Genomic DNA, 18205 nt, shown 5'->3' on the forward strand with positions numbered 1-18205 from the left:
GCTCGTTGATGGTCAATGTGCTGACTATCGCTTACGCTTCAGCATGACTGAAGTCCGCCACATCAAAATGAAGGAATCAAACGATGAAAAAATGGCTGCCCATAGCCTGCCTTTTTGCCAGTTCAATGGCGCTGGCACAGCAGAACCCGCTCGATCAGCAGCTCCAGCAGTGCCTGGACAAGGAGTCCAGCACCACCGGCATGTCTCAATGCTACGGAACGGCCACTAAAGCCTGGGACAAAGAGATGAACACCCAGTACAACCAGGTGATGAAAAAATTAACCGGTGAGCCGAAAGACAAATTACGCAGCGCTCAGCGCGCCTGGCTGGCTTATCGTGACAGCTGGAACGCCGCCAGCCGCAGTTACTTCCTTAGCTCGCAGGGCAGCATGGCCGCGCTGTCGATTGGCGCACAGAGCGTCAGCCTGGTGCGCAACCAGGCGCTGATGCTGCAATCACTGAATAAAGGCAGTTGCGCCAATCCCGATGATTGTTGATAAATGGGGGCGTTAAAAAAAACGCTTAGCGCTGACAATGGTCAGCGCGCTCATTATCAACGGAGAAACCATGGCTGCCTACGCCTCAACCCTCATTCTTGTCTGCCTCGCCGTTCTTAGCTATTTCGTCCACAACAGTGCCGTTACCATCTCGATTCTGATCCTGCTGGCTATCAAGCTGACCCCGCTGGCGCAGTTCTTCCCGTACGTGGAAAAACAGGGTATTCAGATTGGCATCATTATTCTTACCGTGGCGGTCATGGCGCCGCTGGCGAGCGGTACGTTGCCGGCTTCGTCGCTGCTGAAGTCGTTCGCTAACTGGCAATCGATTGTGGCTATTGTGGTGGGCGTGTTTGTGGCGTGGCTTGGCGGGCGTGGGGTGAATTTTATGAGCGTGCAGCCGTCAGTGGTTGGGGGATTGCTGATAGGGACCGTTATCGGCGTCGCCTTCTTTCGCGGCGTGCCGGTCGGCCCCCTGATTGCCGCCGGGATTGTATCGCTGTTTGTCACCGCGAAGTAGCGGCATGGAGCATTCCGAAACGCCAAAAAGGGGGCATACTTTCAGAGTCAGTTGGCTATAATAGCCGTCACTCAACATACGACTAATGAAGGAAAGCCAGATGAGTTTGAACCAGGTGCCTGCAGGTAAAGATCTGCCAGAAGATATCTATGTCGTCATCGAGATCCCGGCGAATGCCGATCCGATCAAATATGAAGTGGACAAAGAGTCTGGCGCCCTGTTTGTAGACCGTTTCATGTCTACCGCCATGTTCTATCCGTGCAACTACGGTTACATCAACCATACGCTGTCTCTGGATGGTGACCCGGTTGACGTCCTGGTACCGACCCCGTATCCGCTGCAGCCGGGTTCAGTGATTCGCTGCCGTCCGGTTGGCGTGCTGAAGATGACCGACGAGTCTGGCGAAGATGCCAAACTGGTTGCCGTTCCGCACACCAAACTGAGCAAAGAGTACGATCACATCAAAGACGTGAACGACCTGCCAGAGCTGCTGAAAGCGCAGATCACCCACTTCTTTGAGCACTACAAAGATCTGGAAAAAGGCAAGTGGGTGAAGGTTGACGGCTGGGATAACGCAGAAGCGGCCAAAGCTGAAATCATCTCCTCTTTCGAGCGCGCCCAGAAGAAATAAGTTTTTTTGGTGCATGCGCCTTATGTCGTGGCCGTCCTCCGGGGCGGCCATTTTTTTTGCCCAAATCGGGTGGATTGTCAGAAAAGCGGCGCAGAGCAGACCGGCCAAACCGCTGTCTCTCCCGGATGCGCATCCCACGGCATAAATAAAAACACCGCCTTGTGGGCGGTGTTTTTATTTATGCATCCGTTTCGCCATCGCGCGTTAGCCAGTCGCCGCTCGCGATGCGGGTGCGGCCAGCAATCGAGCGCTGATACACGTACAGCCAGGCGCTACCATACGGCGTCTGAATAAGCTGACGCTTATACTCGCCGTTCTTACTGCGCAAGGCATCAAGCTCGCCAAGGGTACTGGCATCAATGCGATAGACCTCGCAATAGACCGTGCCGCTCCCCTCAACCACGCCCGGATAGTGACCCAAATTGTAGAGATCAAACCCTTCAATCTGATGGTCGCCGAGCCATTGCGCATTGGTCATCCAGTGACTATTTCCCTGTTTGCGCCGTAAAGTGCCGTAGACAATTATTCGCATTGCTAAAACTCAAACTGATAGAGCAAATCCAGTGCCTGATCGAGACCCGACACGGCTTCCAAATAGAGTTTGGGCATCAGGCGATAACGCAAGGTTAAGGTCGCCAGTGAATCAAATATGCCAACACCGTATTTTACCTGCAGACCCGGCAGCACATAACCACTCACCTGTACCTGCTGGCTGTCGCCGACACCGGTGGTATCAAGCGCAAGGTTACTGACGCCAAACGTCTCGCCGATTTTACCCATAACCTGCCCACTTTGTGCAACCCCCAGGCCCACAAGCGCTGAAGTTAATGCGTTACTGTCGCCATCGCTGCTGAGTCCCTGGCCGCGTAACAGATAGGAGAGCGCCTCCTGTTGCGACATCGCCGGGTCAGAGAACACCTCCACCTTTGGCTCATCCGCCAGCCCGGTCACGCGTAAGCCGGCGGTGACATCATCCTCTGTCGCTTCCGGGTTACGGATGGCCTCGAGGTTAACATAAGGTTGATCCGGTGGGCCGGCGAACTGCAGCTCGCCTTTCCGCACGATCAAATCCTGTCCATAGGCGTGGAAGCGGCCAGAAGGGATATTGATTTGGCCGTTTAAGCCAAGCCCGGTCTTATCCTGCACCAGTTTGAGATCACCGTTCAGACGCGCTTTGAGGCCAAAGGCCGAGAGGCGCACATCGTTCCCGACATGGATCACCAGGTTACTGTTGATCGGCACCGCCGCGGTTTTAGGCTGAATCGGCTTCAGGTTCTCGTCCAGCATGACCTCATCCGATGACACGCCGGTCGCGCTCTCCGGCACTTCCTGTACCGTGATGCGCGCCCACGGAATGTCCACTTTGCCATCCAGATTGAAGGCCGCTGGCGTGGCGTCGAACACCAGGTCAGGTGAGACATCCATCCGCACCATGGGCGGCACGGTGACGCGAATGCGGCTGCCCTGCGCCGTCACGCGGGCGCGCCAGTTATCAAGCTGGCTCCAGTCCGCGTTACCGCCGAGGGTAAGATTGCCCTGCTGGGTCTGAATCAGACCATTCAGCGTCGAGCTCATGCCGTTAAACACCAGATTGAGATTGGCGGAGGTCAGCGTGACCGGCATAAAGCTGGCCTGCGCGTTCACGTCACTCAGGCCCAGCTGACCAAACACCTGCGGCTGCTGCAGCGAACCGCCGAGGCGCAGATTGCTGTTCAGTTTGCCCTGTACCTTCTCACCCTGCGACAGCGCCGGGTTGAGCATCGCCAGTGAAATATCGCGAATGCCTACCGTGCCCGACAGCTGGCGACGATTTTGCGGATCGGCAATTTGCACATTGCCGCTCAGCTGGCCGTTGTTAGCGATATGGATAAGCCAGTCGAGCTGGGCGCGGCCGTTACGCAGCGCGGCGTTAAGATTAAGCGTATCGAAAGCGATTGGCAGCGTATTGCCCTGCACATCCTGCGCCACTTTAACGCCGTTGCCTTTCAGCGAGACAGTGCCCGTGGGCAGCGCGCCGTCGGCGGTCCAGTTAACGCGCGCATCCCCGCTGAACACGCCACTGAGCTGCGTGGCATCGGTGAGGAACGGTTTGATCATCGCCAGATCAAAGCGGTTCAGCACCACGTGCGCGTGGCCGTCCGGCCCGGCTTCGATCGGTTCCGGCACGCAGAGCTGCGCGTTCGGGTTCTGCCAGCAGTGCGGACCGATGGTCGCAGTCTGTTTGCTATTGAGGTAATCAATAGCCATCGCGCGCGTAAGGCGCCATTCGCCTACCGGCGTATCAAAGCGCGTATTGTTGAGATTGCCCTGCCAGCGTTGCGTCTGGCGATCAAAGCTGCCGCTCAGCGCCAGCTGGCCGGAAACCGGTTCGCCCTGCACGTTAAGTTTCAGCTGATGCTGCTTCTCGTTGCCGTCCGCATTAAGCGTCAGCAGGTTCACTTTCAGCGCATCCTGCTGCAGCTGCTCCACGCGCAGCTTCAGCTTGCCGGCTACCTGATCGCTGGATTTCACATCGCTCTGCAGTGTTACACGGCGAATCTGCAGCTGCTGCCAGCGCAGCCCGCTGGCGGTGAGATCGGCCAGCAGCTGGGGAGCCTGCAGCGTCCCGCGCGCTTTAACGGTGCCTTTTACCACACCGCCAAGTCCCGGCAGCGCGTTATCGAGATTAGGTGCATCCACATTAGCGTCAAGGTTGAGCGCGTCGCCCAACTCGCCTTTAACATCCAGGTGGTTGCGCCCCAGGGCAATATCGATACCGGGGATTTTCCACTGATTGTAGCTGTTGCCGGTCAGCGAGCCATTGGCACTCACCGCATTCTGCTTAACGTTACCTTTCAGCACCAGCTGCGGCACGCTGAGCTGCCAGCTACCGCCGTACAGGCTGCCGCGCGTGGTGATTTTACCGTCCAGCTTCGCCGGCCAGTCAGGATACTGCTTCGCGGTATTGATATCGGTTAACGTCAGTTCACTGCGCCAGCTGATGGCCTTGCTCCAGTCCACCAGCGCGGTGAGATCGACATGGCCCTGCAGCGCGGCAACGCGCAGTTTATCAAGGCTAAATTGCTGCACGTTGCCTTTGCCATCCAGCGCAATGGTGGCGGGCGGTACCGCTTCGCCTTTAACAGCGGTACGCAGCGACATGACGTAATAGGTCGCTTTCCCGCTGAACTGATAATCCAGATCGTCAGCCTGATACTGCACCGGGCCGGTCAGCGGCCAGCGCAACTGTGGGCTGGTCAGGCGGAGCGACAGTGGCAAACCGGCCACCGCAGGCTGTGCGGCAGCATCAAGCTGTGCCCGCACCGGACCGGAGAGATTCAGTCCGAGCTTCAACTCCTCGCGCATCGCGCCACCAAGATTCAGGCGGATCTTCTCGCCTTTGATCGGATCCACATTGAGCGTGCCGTTGAGGGCAAAGTTTACCGGCCAGTTATCGGCAAGCGTGGCGTCACCACTGGCATTGATCTGCCCCTGTGGCGAATCGATATCGAAGGTCTCCAGCTGCAGATGCCGATCGGCCGTTTTCGCCTTCAGCAGCAGGCGTGTAATCGAAACATCGGTATCACCGGTCAGCCGGAGTTGCTCGCCCAGCAGCGCCTGCACGGTGATATCCAGCGGCAGCCGGAAGTCCGGCAGCGCGGGCAGCAACGGCTGTGCAAACATCGCCTGCAGCGTTTCGCCCAGTGGCTTCTCATCCGGCTGCGGCTGCTGCACTTTAGGCTGAACCACCTGCTCATTGGCCACCTCGGCAGCTTTCGGCAGCGCGATCAACAGGCTTTGTATATGGGTTGGATTGAGGGTAAGCGCACGCTCCTGCCACGTCAGACCGCTGGTGAAATCCAGCAGTGAGATAGCCGTATCATCCACTTTTACATTGATGTTATGCAGGCTCACGTTGCTGAGCGTAATGGGGTACGGCGTGCTGAGGTTGGTGCTGCCGCTCTCCTCTTCCGGCGGCGGCGCGGCAGATGGCGTCATTTTTTTGCTGTCGACCACCACGCTGACATCCTGCAGCGCAATATCGTTCACGCACACCGATGAGTGCAGTAAGCAATTAAGGTTAAGCGCCAGATGGAAGCGTCCGGCATCCACGCTGACGCCGGGCATCTCATACTTCACGCCGCTGAGCGTCAAATCGCGCCAGCCGCCGTCCACTTTGCTGATGGACAAGCCCGGCACCCAGCGATCCGCGCCCTTCAGTACCAGATGCAGGCCAGGCGTGGTGCCAATCAAAAATGCGATGCTGCCCAACAGCAGCAGCAGGAAAATACCAATGCCAATCAGGACCTTTTTCCACAGCTTCATAGTTCAGGCCCCAGTCCTACATAAAATTGCACGCCGTGCTCCTTGTCATCGCCAATCGGGCGCGCAATATCAAACTTGATCGGCCCTACCGGTGAGGACCAGCGCACGCCGATGCCCGCGCCGGTTTTAACGTTGCTCTGCTTGATATCGTTGACCGCTTCACCGGAGTCGATAAAGACTGCGCCCCACCATTTGCCGGAGACGTTGTACTGATACTCCAGCGAGCCGGTGGCCATTTTCGAGGCGCCGGTCAGCTTGCCGTCGTCGTCACGCGGCGAGATATCTTTGTATTTGTAGCCGCGTATGCTGCGATCGCCCCCGGCGAAGAAGCGCAGATCGGGCGGCACTTTTTCGAAGTCATTGGTTTCGATCCAGCCAGCGTGCCGCGGGCGATAAAGCGGTGCTTATCCGCCAGGGTACGGATCCAGACGTTTTGCGCCTGCAGGATCAGGAAATCAACGTCTGAACCCCAGGTGGTATCGGAGACATCCACCGAGTAGCGCTGCGAATCCCCCCAGGTTGGCATCAGGCCGCCGCGCGAACGGGTACGGTTGAGGCTCACGCCCGGGTAGAGCAGCATGGTGGTGTTGGTGACGCTACCCTGGGTAAAGTGATCCAGGCTCCATTTGAGGTTTACCGCACGCTGCCAGCCCGAGCTGCTATCCCAGTTGCGCGATACGCCCAGCGTGGTGGTATCGGATTTGGTGTCGTTGAGATCGGTGCGCTTCAGGCCACCGGAGAAGGTGTAATACTGCTCCAGCGGACTCTTCAGCAGCGGCACTTTGTAGCTGAGATCAAGCTGCTGCTCTGGCGCAGAGATATAGGCGCTGGAGGTCAGGCTGTGCCCGCTGTCGTTAATCCAGGGCTTTTTCCACGTGCCTTTCAGGCGCGGACCTACATCGGTGGAGTAGCCGACACCCGCTTCAATGGTGTTCTCAATGCGCGGTGAAACGGCGGCGCTGAGTGGCAGCACTTTAGTGGCGCGCCCTTTGTCGAACTCCGGTGCCACCACCACCGAGTTAAACCAGCCGGTGGCGGATAAGCGGCGGTTCAGCTCGGCCAGATCGCGCGAACTGTAGGGATCGCCCTTTTGAAACGGCACGAGATTACGCAGATAGGCTTCGTTAATCTGCGATCCCTCAAAACTGACATCGCCAAAACGGTAGCGTGGGCCGCTGTCATAATCGATATCCCAGAAGCTTCACGCCGTTCGACGGAGACACCAAGCTGGCTCTGCTTAAAGTCACCGTCAAAGTAACCATTACGCAGCGCCAGGCTGGAGAAGCCATTTTTAAATTTGTCGTAAGCGCCGTGGTTTAGCTGGGTGCCCACTTTCGGCCTGCCCTGCTTAACCCAGGCTTTGTAGTCCGGATCGTCTTTTGCGGCGCCTTCAATCACAATGCTGCTGCCGCCTATCTTCACCGGTTCGCCCGCCTGCACGTGGGCAATCAGCACCGGACGCCCGCCCTGCGCCGGCGCCGGACGCGATTCGAAATCGATCTGAGGCTCGTAATAGCCGAGCGCGCGCAAACCCTCTTTGATGGCATCAGCGACGCGCGCCTGGAAGCGGCCATCGTTAGATACCTCGTCACTGCCGATGGTGGACAAGCGCGCCCGAACGTTTTTCTGTAGATCCCCGGTCAGACCTTCCAGCTGCAGGCGCACTTTAGCTGCCTCAACGGCAGGCGCAGCAAGCAACAGGCTGGCCAGACAATAAGCATGAAATCGCGGCACGCGTACTCCTGTTAATAATGCCTGCCCCTATTCCGCAGGGGCGTTAACTCTGGTGTAAAGGGTATCACCACTACCTGTGTACCCATCAGCATAGCCGCTCTTTTTTGCGAGCGGCTGCGTAAAAGCGGCGACTAAGCCAAATCAGCCGCTATTGTCGATAAATGCGCTGAACGATACAACAACGAAGCCGCGCTTCTGCGCACCGGTGGGTTTCACTCAGATTAATCTGAACCTGGAAATCGCGCCTCTGGCGGCAGGATAAGCGCTGCTGCTATAATCAGCGACCAGCAGGCCTCGCCTGCGTTCATTTCTGCCCCGACGTTATGATGACCTTGTCGATATGGCGCAGACATTTTTGGCACGGATAGCCCTGTTTGACTGGTGAGTACCGGATGTACGCCCTCTTCGCGCTGCCCAGGCCAAAAATGACAAGTGATTAACCCAACGGACCTTTTATGCTCGATAGCTTACTTGTCATTCTTTTACTGATTGTAATCAGTTCATTCTTCTCTCTTTCGGAGATCTCGCTGGCGGCTGCCCGCAAGATCAAACTCAAACTGCTGGCTGACGAAGGCAATATTAATGCGCAGCGCGTGCTGAAAATGCAGGAGCAGCCTGGCATGTTCTTCACCGTGGTGCAGATTGGCCTGAACGCCGTGGCCATTCTCGGCGGTATCGTCGGCGACGCCGCATTTTCGCCTGCGTTCAGCAGCCTGTTCAGCCGCTTTATGTCGCCTGAACTGGCTGAGCAGCTGAGCTTTATCTGCTCGTTTACGGTGGTTACCAGCCTGTTTATTCTCTTTGCGGATTTAACGCCAAAGCGCGTAGGGATGATTGCGCCCGAAGCGGTGGCGCTGCGTATCATCAACCCGATGCGTTTCTGCCTGCTGATCATGCGTCCGCTGGTGTGGCTGTTTAATGGTCTGGCCAACGTCTTTTTCCGCATCTTCAAACTGCCGATGGTGCGTAAAGATGACATCACCTCTGACGACATCTACGCGGTAGTAGAGGCCGGGGCCCTTGCGGGCGTTCTGCGCAAGCAGGAGCATGAGCTGATTGAGAACGTGTTTGAGCTGGAGTCGCGCACCGTGCCGTCTTCAATGACCTCACGCGAAAACATCGTATGGTTTGATCTGCATGAAGATGAAACCAGCCTGAAGACCAAAATCGCCCGGCATCCGCACTCCAAATTCCTGGTGTGCGACGGTGATATTGACCACATCGTCGGCTACGTTGACTCCAAAGAGCTGCTGCTGCGCGTGCTGGGCAACCAGAGCATGACCCTTAACAGCGGCGTGCAGATCCGTGCCGCGCTGATCGTACCGGATACGCTGACGCTCTCCGAAGCGCTGGAGAGTTTCAAAACCGCGGGCGAAGATTTTGCGGTCATCATGAATGAGTATGCGCTGGTGGTCGGCATCATTACCCTGAACGACGTCATGACCACGCTGATGGGCGATCTGGTTGGTCAGGGCCAGGAGGAGCAGATTGTCGCGCGTGATGAGAACTCATGGCTGGTAGAGGGCGGTACGCCGATTGATGACGTGATGCGCGTGCTGGATATTGATGAGTTCCCGCAGTCCGGCAATTACGAGACCATCGGCGGCTTTATGATGTATATGCTGCGTAAGATCCCGAAACGCACCGATTTCGTGAAGTTCTCAGGCTATAAGTTTGAGGTGGTGGATATTGATAGCTACCGTATCGATCAGCTGCTGGTGACGCGCATTGACGATCGTCCGCCGGTGCTGAATGTCACGAAGAGTGCGGGAGAGGATCAGGACCTTTCGTCTTAGTGGATGGTGTTACGGCCTGACATATCATTGCTATAAACATTGAGGGCGCCAGCGGCGCCCTTTCTGTTACTGCTTAGTTGTACTCGGCTTGCAGCCGCAGCACCTGGCGATTGATTTCTGACATCACGCTAAGATGCTGTTTATCTTTGACGCGCGGCAACATAACTTTGCCCTTATCAAACTCAAACGCGCCAACATCCTTGATGTACAACCTTCCTTTAAATAGCGTCTTTACATATTTCGCAATTTGCAGCGGATTATAGCGCTGGAAGATCTTCATGCTGTTTAACTCCTGAACAGATGTAATACGCTTCGCCGTTGCCAAATTCGGTACGAGCCCATGAAGCGCAAATGAGGCATAACTATAGAACATGAATCCTTACCAATGTTCCGAAAAAGTGGATTTTTTACTGAATTGACACATCATTACAGATAACTCTGTCATGACGATCACAAAACCCAGTATAAACCTTCATTGGTTAAGGAATTGTGGCATGGGTTACAAAGCTGCTAACTCATCGCGACAGGCGCATCATCCACGCCTAATATTGCAGAATCATGAATAACTGGTCGGATCACTAAGGAGCTCTACATGCGTTTGGCCCACTCTTTGATAGCCCTGGCACTGCTGCTGCCCAGCCTCGCGTCGGCGCACGCGTTTAAGGTTGGTGAACGCGTACCGGCAGTTGGCGTTAACGACAGAGGCGAACTGATATACCAGCAGGATAAGTTTAGCTATCAACCGTGGAACAGTGCGCAGCTGAGCGGCAAAGTGCGCGTAATCTTACACATTGCCGGGCGCTCATCGGCGAAAGAGCAAAACGCGGCGCTGATTGAAGCCATTAAAGCGGCTAAGTTACCGCACGATCGCTATCAGACCACCACCGTGGTGAACACTGATGATGCCATACCGGGCACCGGCATGTTTGTGCGCAGCAGCATAGAGAGCAATAAAAAGCAGTTCCCGTGGTCGCAGTTCATTATTGATAGCAACGGCAGCGCGCGCAAAGCCTGGCAGCTGGAGAAAGGCGGTTCAGCGATTGTGGTGCTGGATAAAACCGCCCACGTGCGTTACGCCAAAGATGGCCCACTGACGCAGGATGAGGTGCAGCAGGCGATGAAGCTGCTGCACGAACTGCTGGATAAGTAGCGCTTGCTGGCGGCCCGTCAGGCCGCCAAAATCCCGGCGGACATGACAGGTTAAAACAGCGATACGCGGAAGCCCGGGTTAAGGAATGATTCACGTGGTGCGTAATCCAGTGTTTTACCCTGCCAGTCGTGCACGTGCGCCCCGGCGGCAATCGCCACCGCGTGGCCGGCACCGGTATCCCAGATATTGGTGGGCCCAAAGCGTGGATAGAGCTGCGCTTTGCCCTCCGCCACCAGGCAGAACTTCAGCGAAGAGCCAATCGCCGTGGTTTGATGCTCACCCAACTGCGTCAGGTACTCCTTCAGCTCTTCATCTTTATCCGCGTGGGAGCGGCTCACCACCACCAGCAGCGGACGCGCTTCCCGCACCTGGATTTGCGCTCTGTTGCCGCCCTCCTCTTTCCATGCCTTGCCTTCAGCGGCAGAGTACATGACGCCTAAGGCCGGCGCGTAGACCACGCCCAGCACCGGCTTACCGTTCTCAATCAGCGCAATGTTCACCGTGAACTCACCGTTGCGCTTAATAAACTCTTTAGTCCCATCAAGCGGATCTACGAGCCAGTACTGCTGCCAGTGCTGACGCACATCCCAGCCTGGCGGATCCTCTTCCGATAACACCGGGATCTGCGGCGTCAGTGCGGCTAAGCCCTGCACAATCACTTTATGTGCTGCAAGGTCGGCGGCGGTGACGGGCGAATCATCCGATTTATGCGCCACGTCCATCGGCTGTGCGCCATCGTACACCTGCATAATGGCATCACCCGCTTCACGCGCCAGCTGGCAAATTTTATCTAACATGCTTCACCTCATCTCTGCTGATTTTGCCGGTCAGACACAAGCTACTTATCTTCAGTCATTTTAGCAGTTGTGCTCAGACCGCCCGCCTCTCCACGATCGGCAGCGGTAAATGATATTTTTATCAATATCATAGTTCGCTCCCGGCGGCTATGGCGCATTGCTGAATGCGCGTCAGCGCGACAAAAAGCGCAAAAGCCAGATATCCATCACATATTGAAATGTTAATTCGTCACGGTTTTACATTATTTTGAGAGGCCCATTAGAGCGAACAAGGAGCAAGCCGTGTTCAAAGCGAGCATGTCGTTACTGGCCCTGTGCATCAGCGCCGCCTCAGTCCAGGCCGCCACCGTGGATCTGCGCATTCTGGAAACCACCGATCTGCACAGCAATATGATGGATTTTGACTACTACAAAGACACGCCAACCGAAAAATTTGGTCTGGTGCGTACCGCCACCCTGATTCAGCAGGCGCGCAGTGAGGCAAAAAACAGCGTACTGGTGGATAACGGCGATATCATTCAGGGTAGCCCGCTGGGCGACTATATGGCTGCCAAAGGGCTGAAGCAGGGGGAGATTCATCCGGTCTATAAGGCGCTGAACACACTGGATTACACCGTGGGTAACATGGGTAATCACGAATTCAACTACGGTTTGCCCTACCTGCACAAAGCGCTGGCCGGGGCGCGTTTTCCCTACGTCAACGCCAATATCATTGATGAAAAAAGCGGAAAGCCGCTATTTACGCCCTATCTGATCAAAGAAACCCGGGTTACTGACCGTGATGGCCAGGCGCATACGGTGAAAATCGGTTACATCGGCTTCGTGCCGCCGCAGATTATGGTGTGGGATCGCAACAATCTGCAGGGCAAAGTGCACGTTGATGACATCACGGAAACAGCGAAGCGATATGTGCCGGAAATGCGCGCAAAAGGCGCTGAAATAATCATCGCTATTCCGCACTCGGGTTTAAGCAGCGAGCCTTATCACGCAATGGCAGAGAACTCGGTTTACTACCTCAGTCAGGTGCCCGGCATCAGTGCCATTATGTTTGGCCATGCGCACGCGGTCTTCCCGGGCAAAGAGTTTGCCGCCATCAAGGGCGCTGATATTGCTCAGGGCACGCTTAACGGCGTACCGGCGGTGATGCCCGGCATGTGGGGAGACCATCTCGCGTGGTGGATCTGGTGTTGAATAACGAAGGCGGCAAATGGCAGGTCACCCAGGGTAAAGCGGAAGCGCGGCCCATTTATGACAGCGTGGCAAAAAAATCGCTGGCAGCAGAAGATGCCGATCTGGTGAAGGTGATGGCGCAGGATCACCGCGCCACGCGTGAATTCGTCGCGAAGCCGATCGGTAAATCGGCAGATGTGATGTACAGCTATCTGTCGCTGGTGCAGGATGACCCGACGGTACAAATTGTGAATAATGCGCAGCGCGCTTATGTTGAACACTTTATCCAGGGCGATCCCGATCTGGGCCGCCTGCCGGTGCTCTCGGCCGCCGCCCCATTTAAAGCCGGCGGCCGTAAAAACGATCCGGCCAGCTATGTCGAAGTGGAGAAAGGTGAACTGACGTTCCGCAACGCCGCCGATCTCTACCTTTACCCTAATACGCTGGTGGTGATGAAAGTCAGCGGTGCGCAGGTCAAAGAGTGGCTGGAGTGCTCAGCAGCGCAGTTTAATCAGATCGATCCACACAGCAGTAAACCGCAGTCGCTTATCAACTGGGACTTCCGCACCTATAACTTCGATGTGATTGATGGCGTACAGTACCAGATTGACGTCACGCAGCCGGCCCGTTACGACAGCGAGTGCACGCTGATCAACAAAGCGGCCTCACGCATTCGCGATCTGACATGGCAGGGTAAGCCGATCGATCCGCAGGCGATGTTCCTGGTGGCAACCAACAACTATCGCGCTTATGGCGGTAAGTTTGCCGGCACCGGCGACAAGTATGTGGCGTTTGCTTCACCCGATGAGAACCGCTCGGTGGTCGCCGCTTATATCAGCAGTGAGACGAAAGCGCAGGGTGCCGTACAGCCGCAGGCCGATCATAACTGGCGCTTAGCACCGATTAACAGCGATACAGCGCTGGATATCCGCTTTGAGACCGCACCGGGCAGTAAAGCGACAGCGTTTATCAGGCAGTACGCCGATTACCCGATGAAAGCGGTCGGCAGTGATGAGGTGGGGTTTGCGCTCTGGCAGGTGGATCTACAGAAGCGATAAGTCATAGGGCAATCGTAGCGGCACAGCCGGCCGCTACGATAAAGCAGCTCACCTGAAATTACAGGATTTCCAGCAGCTCAACTTCAAACACCAGGGTGCTGAATGGCGGAATGGATGCGCCCGCACCGCGCTCGCCGTATGCGAGGTTATGTGGAATCGCCAGCTCCCATTTGGAGCCGACCGGCATCAGGGTCAGCGCTTCGATCCAGCCGGCGATCACGCCGCTTACCGGGAACTCCGCTGGCTCGCCACGCGCGACAGAGCTGTCAAACACGGTACCATCGATCAGCTTACCGGTGTAATGCACGCGTACGCGATCCTGGCGCGATGGAATCGGACCGTCGCCCTGCGTAATCACGCTGAACTGCAGGCCGGATTCGGTGCTGCTCACGCCTTCACGCTGCGCGTTCTGCTCAAGGAATGTCTGCCCCTGTGCGGCCATCGCTTCAACACGCTCACGGCGCACGCCTTCTGCACGCTCGTGTACTTCACGCAGCGCGCGGTGTACCACGTCAACCGGAACCGCCGGCGAATTCCCTTCCAGCGCGTCGCGCAGGCCCGCAACAGCGCTTCTGGCTGCAGACCCTGCAGTCCAGACTCTTGCAGCTGCTGACCAACCTGTAAACCGATACCGTAACTTGCTTGTGATTCGACGCTGTCAAATGAAGGGGTCGTCATCTTGATTCCTTAATCCCGGAGAAAATAGAACCGGCAGCATAACAGCGCCGGCGGCTGGCGTAAAATCTCGCGCGCCGCAGATGACATTTCCCGGCGAAAGAGAAACAATATCCAGGTCAAATTTTTCAATGCTGGCAGGCACTTCCCGTCTGCATTGCCCATACTGTACAACAAGAGAGAAAACATGGGCCAGATTGCCCCACGACGCCGCAGGACGCGCACGCCGCGTACGCTCATTTCGAGGTTACAACGCAGGTTGCCGATAAGAACATCCGGCGCTGCCCGCGAGGAGGATTCACGAATGGCTTCTGAAACACCATCCGTATGCCGGCCGCACTGCAACGACTCTGGCACGCGCTGGACGATGTGCGCTGGCTGAATCCGCTACCGCCGTTTCACCGCCGCGGTATTGTGATTGCACTGCTGGTGCTGCTGATCGCCTTTCTCTGGCCCGGTAGTACGCCGCAATACCCGGTAGAGCGCCCGGCTGAAGATCAGGGCAAAGAGGTGCCGATGCAGGCCGAGATCTACGATAATAACGCCCGTCAGCAGCAGACAAATAACACGCCGAAAAGCGATGCGCAGGGTGAGTGGCACAGTTATACCATCGCATCAGGGCAGACGCTGGCGCAGCTGTTTCGTGACAATAATCTGCCGGTGAATGATGTCTTCGCGATGGCGCGCGTGGAGGGCGATGGCCAGCCGCTGAGCGCGTTGCAGAGTGGGCAGCAGGTGAAGATTCGTCAGAATGCAGAGGGCGTGGTGACCGGTTTAACCGTGGAGGGCGGCAGCGGCCCGGTGCTGTTTACCCGTCAGCCGGACGGCAGCTTTATTCGCGCGCAGTAAGCGCCAGACACAAAAACGCCGGCACATGGCCGGCGTTTTCGCATTACTGAGTATACTCGTCATACTTCAAGTTGCAGATGCGTTGGCTTCGCTCATTCATCCCAGCCACTTACCGAAGTAAGCTCCTGGATTCATTCCCTTGCCGCCTTCCCGCACCTTGAATTATTTAGAGTGGAATTACTCAGCAACTACATTCACAACCAGTTTAGCGAAGACTTCGCTGTGAACCTGGAAGTCAACTTCGTGCTCACCGGTGGTGCGCAGAACGCCGTTCGGCAGGCGAACTTCGCTCTTAGCCACTTCAACGCCAGCTGCAGTTACAGCGTCAGCGATGTCGCGGGTACCGATGGAACCGAACAGTTTACCTTCGTCGCCTGCTTTAGACGCGAGAGTAACGGTGCCCAGTGCGCTGATTTTCTCTGCACGTGCGTTAGCAGCAGCCAGAACGTCAGCCAGTTTGGCTTCCAGTTCAGCGCGACGTGTTTCGAAGAACTCAACGTTTTTCTTGGTAGCAGGAACAGCTTTGCCCTGTGGAACCAGGAAGTTACGAGCGTAGCCCGCTTTAACGTTAACCTGATCACCCAGGCTGCCCAGGTTTGCTACTTTATCAAGCAGAATAACTTGCATTACCTTATCCTCTTAAAGTCGTTAATGGACAGTTGCCAATTACTGATGACGATCAGTGTATGGCAGCAGAGACAGGTAACGCGCGCGCTTGATAGCACGAGCCAGCTGACGCTGGTATTTTGCACGAGTACCGGTGATACGGCTTGGAACAATCTTGCCGCTTTCAGTGATGTAGTTTTTCAGCGTTGCGATATCTTTATAATCGATCTCTTGAACGCCTTCCGCGGTGAAACGGCAGAACTTGCGACGACGGAAATAACGTGCCATTTGGCTAGTCTCCAGAATCTATCAATTCAATCTGCTCGGCATGTAACACAAGTTTGCTCTGGCCATTGCGTGCCTGATGGCAGCTAATAAAACCTCGAGCATGAGTTGCGTGCCGACCGTTATATGTTGAGTAATCGCCTGATGGGCGCTGCCGCTGATAATCACCGGCATCTGACACCAGGCTTGCCGGTGAAACCCGGCTTCCTCCTGCACAGAACGATGCTCAAGCATGAACTGGCAGTGTGGAATCCCTGACGGACTGATTTTTCGAACTGGCGTCTTGCACACAGTGCCAGACAGGCGCAGTCGATTAGCCGTCATTGTGGATTACTCTTCAGAATCCCCAGCATCTGAGTCATCTGCCGATTCGTTAGCGAAGTCTTCGCGGCGCTCACGACGCTCGTCTTTCGCTTTAACCATCGGAGAAGCTTCAGTTACCGCGTGCTTAACGCGCATAACCATGCTGCGGATAACGGCGTCGTTGAAGCGGAAGTTAGTTTCCAGCTCGTCAATCACTTCCTGCGGTGCTTCTACGTTCAGCAGAACGTAGTGCGCTTTGTGCAGTTTGTTGATTGGGTAAGCCAGCTGACGGCGGCCCCAGTCTTCCAGACGGTGGATCGTGCCCTGTGCACCAGTGATAGCACCAGTGTAACGCTCGATCATGCCCGGAACCTGTTCGCTCTGGTCAGGATGGACCATAAATACGATTTCGTAATGACGCATCGATAGCTCCTTACGGATTATTCAGCCTCCTGTCAGGGTCAGCTGCGGCCCACGGAAGCAAGGAACGTTATAGGTCGTAAATCATCTTATGAATGATAAACGCCTCTGAATGCAGCTGAAAAATTGACGCGTAATCATACTGGCCTCGATGCGGAAACTCAAGCGCACAATTCATCAAATTGCGTTCAGCGTGCCATGGGGGGAGACGTTTTGTGCTAAAGATTGCGATTCAGCAGGTTAACCGGCAGTTGTTCAAAATTGCTGATGATGGCGTTCAACAGGACGATCTGGCAGCAAGCTGGCGAACAACTAAACTGTTTACAGGCGCAACGGCCTGCATTATCGCCACGCCTGAGAGTGTTATCCCTGAAGTGAGGAGTCGATTATGAAAACGATCATTGTCGCCACTTTACTGGGTCTCTTCCTGTCTACCCCTGCTCTTGCCAGCTCCGCTGACCAGGCGCTGCAGATGAGAAGTCACAGCAGCAAAGCGGCTTCGGGCTACGTCTATGTCAACCGGCTGGATGCGCCTGGCAGCAGTAATCCCGTAAGTGCGCACACCAACGCGACCGATCGGTTGTCATCACAACCGTAATCCGGCATGTCGTGATGGGCTGGTGTCGTATACGCGCCAGCCCGACCGGTTTTTACAGATGATGTTTAAAGAAGCTCACCAGTGCGGTCAGTGCAGAGGGCGTGATTTTATGGCCGATCTGCTTCTCTGATAAAAAGGTTAGCTGGCGGTCACGCTGCGTCTCGCGCAGCGCGCGCGCCAGCCGCACCGTTTCGGCGAAGGGCACCACCTCGTCGGCTTCACCATGCCAGAGCAGGAGCGGGCGGTTTGCCAGTGCGTCCAGCTGCTGACAGGGATCGTACGGGGCCAGCGGCGCCAGCCGCGCGCTCAACGCCGCTTTCTGCTCCGGCGTGCGTGCCACCAGCGGTGGAAACAGCGTCTGGCTGAGCTGCATAAAATAGCCGGATCCCATCATACAGGCAGCGCTATGCAGGTGCGGATAGCGCGCCATCGCGCCCAGCGCCGTCATGCCACCCATTGAGGCACCCGCCACGGCAAAACGCGTATCGGCAACCCAATCTTTTTCCCGCAGCGCGGCCTCCAGCTGCGGTACCTCATCGATGTTGTTTTTGAGGATGTCCCAAAAATGCGTCATGCGCATATCGGTATCGCCGTTATAGCGCGCGCCGTGCATATCGGCATCCGGCAGTACCACGCGAAAACCGGCCTGCGCCAGCGCCACGGCAAAGTAGCTGTAGACCTCTTTTGATGAAGTAAAGCCGTGATAAAACAGGATGGTCGGTAAGCGCGCCTGTCGTTGTCCGGCCGGTGACGCGTGAATACATTCAATACCTGCCAGTTGTTCCGTTGCCAACTCAATCATACCGTCTCC

14 protein-coding genes and 5 pseudogenes are annotated in these 18205 nt (G+C 56.1%); 8 read left to right on the forward strand and 11 right to left on the reverse strand.

Translation table 11 applies throughout. The features are described 5' to 3' along the window. Positions 1 to 83 precede the first annotated feature (83 nt). The 3 genes from HA48_RS07325 to ppa all read left to right on the forward strand — a co-directional run bounded on the left by HA48_RS07325 (position 84) and on the right by ppa (position 1648). Positions 84 to 497 (forward strand): lysozyme inhibitor LprI family protein, encoded by a 414-nt coding sequence (locus tag HA48_RS07325; RefSeq protein WP_128600440.1) that lies wholly within the window; start codon positions 84 to 86, stop codon positions 495 to 497. Between the two features lie 70 nt (positions 498 to 567). Continuing rightward, entirely contained in the window at positions 568 to 1017 is a 450-nt protein-coding gene (locus tag HA48_RS07330; protein ID WP_128600441.1) for a DUF441 domain-containing protein, read from the forward strand. Positions 1018 to 1117: 100 nt separating this feature from the next. Further along, the gene (gene ppa / locus HA48_RS07335) at positions 1118 to 1648 is read left to right on the forward strand and encodes an inorganic diphosphatase (protein WP_021509737.1); all 531 of its coding nucleotides are present in this window, start codon (positions 1118 to 1120) and stop codon (positions 1646 to 1648) included. A gap of 178 nt (positions 1649 to 1826) precedes the next feature. On the opposite strand, the gene HA48_RS07340 is transcribed toward ppa, so the two are convergent. The 3 genes and pseudogenes from HA48_RS07340 to tamA all read right to left on the reverse strand — a co-directional run bounded on the left by HA48_RS07340 (position 1827) and on the right by tamA (position 7687). Continuing rightward, on the reverse strand, positions 1827 to 2180 hold the full coding sequence (locus HA48_RS07340) for a gamma-glutamylcyclotransferase family protein (RefSeq protein WP_128600442.1): 354 nt from the start codon (positions 2178 to 2180) through the stop codon (positions 1827 to 1829). 2 nt (positions 2181 to 2182) lie between these two features. After that, positions 2183 to 5953 (reverse strand): autotransporter assembly complex protein TamB, encoded by a 3771-nt coding sequence (tamB, locus tag HA48_RS07345; RefSeq protein WP_128600443.1) that lies wholly within the window; start codon positions 5951 to 5953, stop codon positions 2183 to 2185. Continuing rightward, positions 5950 to 7687, reverse strand: a pseudogene (gene tamA, locus HA48_RS07350) (autotransporter assembly complex protein TamA). The gene tamB and the pseudogene tamA overlap by 4 nt, the downstream one beginning before the upstream one ends. A 455-nt stretch (positions 7688 to 8142) precedes the next feature. Here tamA and paeA point away from each other — a divergent pair. Then, on the forward strand, positions 8143 to 9483 hold the full coding sequence (paeA, locus tag HA48_RS07355; protein ID WP_128600444.1) for a polyamine export protein PaeA: 1341 nt from the start codon (positions 8143 to 8145) through the stop codon (positions 9481 to 9483). 73 nt (positions 9484 to 9556) lie between these two features. Here paeA and HA48_RS07360 read toward each other — a convergent pair whose 3' ends face one another. Further along, a complete protein-coding gene (locus HA48_RS07360) occupies positions 9557 to 9763 on the reverse strand; it encodes a DUF1107 domain-containing protein (RefSeq protein WP_031280153.1) in 207 nt (68 codons plus the stop codon). Between the two features lie 312 nt (positions 9764 to 10075). Here HA48_RS07360 and HA48_RS07365 point away from each other — a divergent pair, with 312 nt between their 5' ends. Further along, the gene (locus tag HA48_RS07365; RefSeq protein WP_128600445.1) at positions 10076 to 10633 is read left to right on the forward strand and encodes a YtfJ family protein; all 558 of its coding nucleotides are present in this window, start codon (positions 10076 to 10078) and stop codon (positions 10631 to 10633) included. 50 nt (positions 10634 to 10683) lie between these two features. On the opposite strand, the gene cysQ is transcribed toward HA48_RS07365, so the two are convergent. Next, positions 10684 to 11430, reverse strand: a complete 747-nt coding sequence (cysQ, locus tag HA48_RS07370; RefSeq protein ID WP_128600446.1) for a 3'(2'),5'-bisphosphate nucleotidase CysQ — start codon at positions 11428 to 11430, stop codon at positions 10684 to 10686. Between the two features lie 297 nt (positions 11431 to 11727). Here cysQ and HA48_RS07375 point away from each other — a divergent pair. After that, positions 11728 to 13658, forward strand: a pseudogene (locus tag HA48_RS07375) (bifunctional 2',3'-cyclic-nucleotide 2'-phosphodiesterase/3'-nucleotidase). Between the two features lie 58 nt (positions 13659 to 13716). Here HA48_RS07375 and bamJ read toward each other — a convergent pair. After that, positions 13717 to 14336 (reverse strand): annotated as a pseudogene (gene bamJ, locus HA48_RS07380) (BamJ family beta-barrel-assembly machinery protein). 184 nt (positions 14337 to 14520) lie between these two features. Here bamJ and HA48_RS07385 point away from each other — a divergent pair. Continuing rightward, positions 14521 to 15182, forward strand: a pseudogene (locus tag HA48_RS07385) (OapA family protein). 177 nt (positions 15183 to 15359) lie between these two features. On the opposite strand, the gene rplI reads toward HA48_RS07385, so the two are convergent. The 4 genes and pseudogenes from rplI to rpsF form a co-directional block, all read right to left on the reverse strand. Then, a complete protein-coding gene (gene rplI, locus HA48_RS07390) occupies positions 15360 to 15809 on the reverse strand; it encodes a 50S ribosomal protein L9 (RefSeq protein WP_128600448.1) in 450 nt (149 codons plus the stop codon). 39 nt (positions 15810 to 15848) lie between these two features. Then, positions 15849 to 16076: a 30S ribosomal protein S18 gene (rpsR, locus tag HA48_RS07395; protein WP_000135199.1), complete on the reverse strand. Its 228-nt coding sequence runs from the start codon at positions 16074 to 16076 to the stop codon at positions 15849 to 15851. Positions 16077 to 16080: 4 nt separating this feature from the next. Further along, a pseudogene (priB, locus tag HA48_RS07400) lies at positions 16081 to 16397 on the reverse strand (primosomal replication protein N). 6 nt (positions 16398 to 16403) lie between these two features. Then, positions 16404 to 16799: a 30S ribosomal protein S6 gene (gene rpsF, locus HA48_RS07405; protein ID WP_128600449.1), complete on the reverse strand. Its 396-nt coding sequence runs from the start codon at positions 16797 to 16799 to the stop codon at positions 16404 to 16406. A 385-nt stretch (positions 16800 to 17184) separates the two neighbouring features. Here rpsF and HA48_RS07410 point away from each other — a divergent pair, with 385 nt between their 5' ends. Then, positions 17185 to 17394 (forward strand): hypothetical protein, encoded by a 210-nt coding sequence (locus tag HA48_RS07410; RefSeq protein ID WP_128600450.1) that lies wholly within the window; start codon positions 17185 to 17187, stop codon positions 17392 to 17394. 52 nt (positions 17395 to 17446) lie between these two features. Here the strand turns inward: HA48_RS07410 and yjfP are convergent, their stop codons facing one another. Next, positions 17447 to 18196, reverse strand: coding sequence for an esterase (gene yjfP, locus HA48_RS07415; RefSeq protein ID WP_128600451.1), 750 nt, complete (start codon positions 18194 to 18196; stop codon positions 17447 to 17449). Positions 18197 to 18205: the final 9 nt, after the last annotated feature.

It is taken from the genome of Pantoea wallisii (assembly GCF_002095485.1).
Classification (GTDB): Bacteria; Pseudomonadota; Gammaproteobacteria; order Enterobacterales; family Enterobacteriaceae; genus Pantoea; species Pantoea wallisii.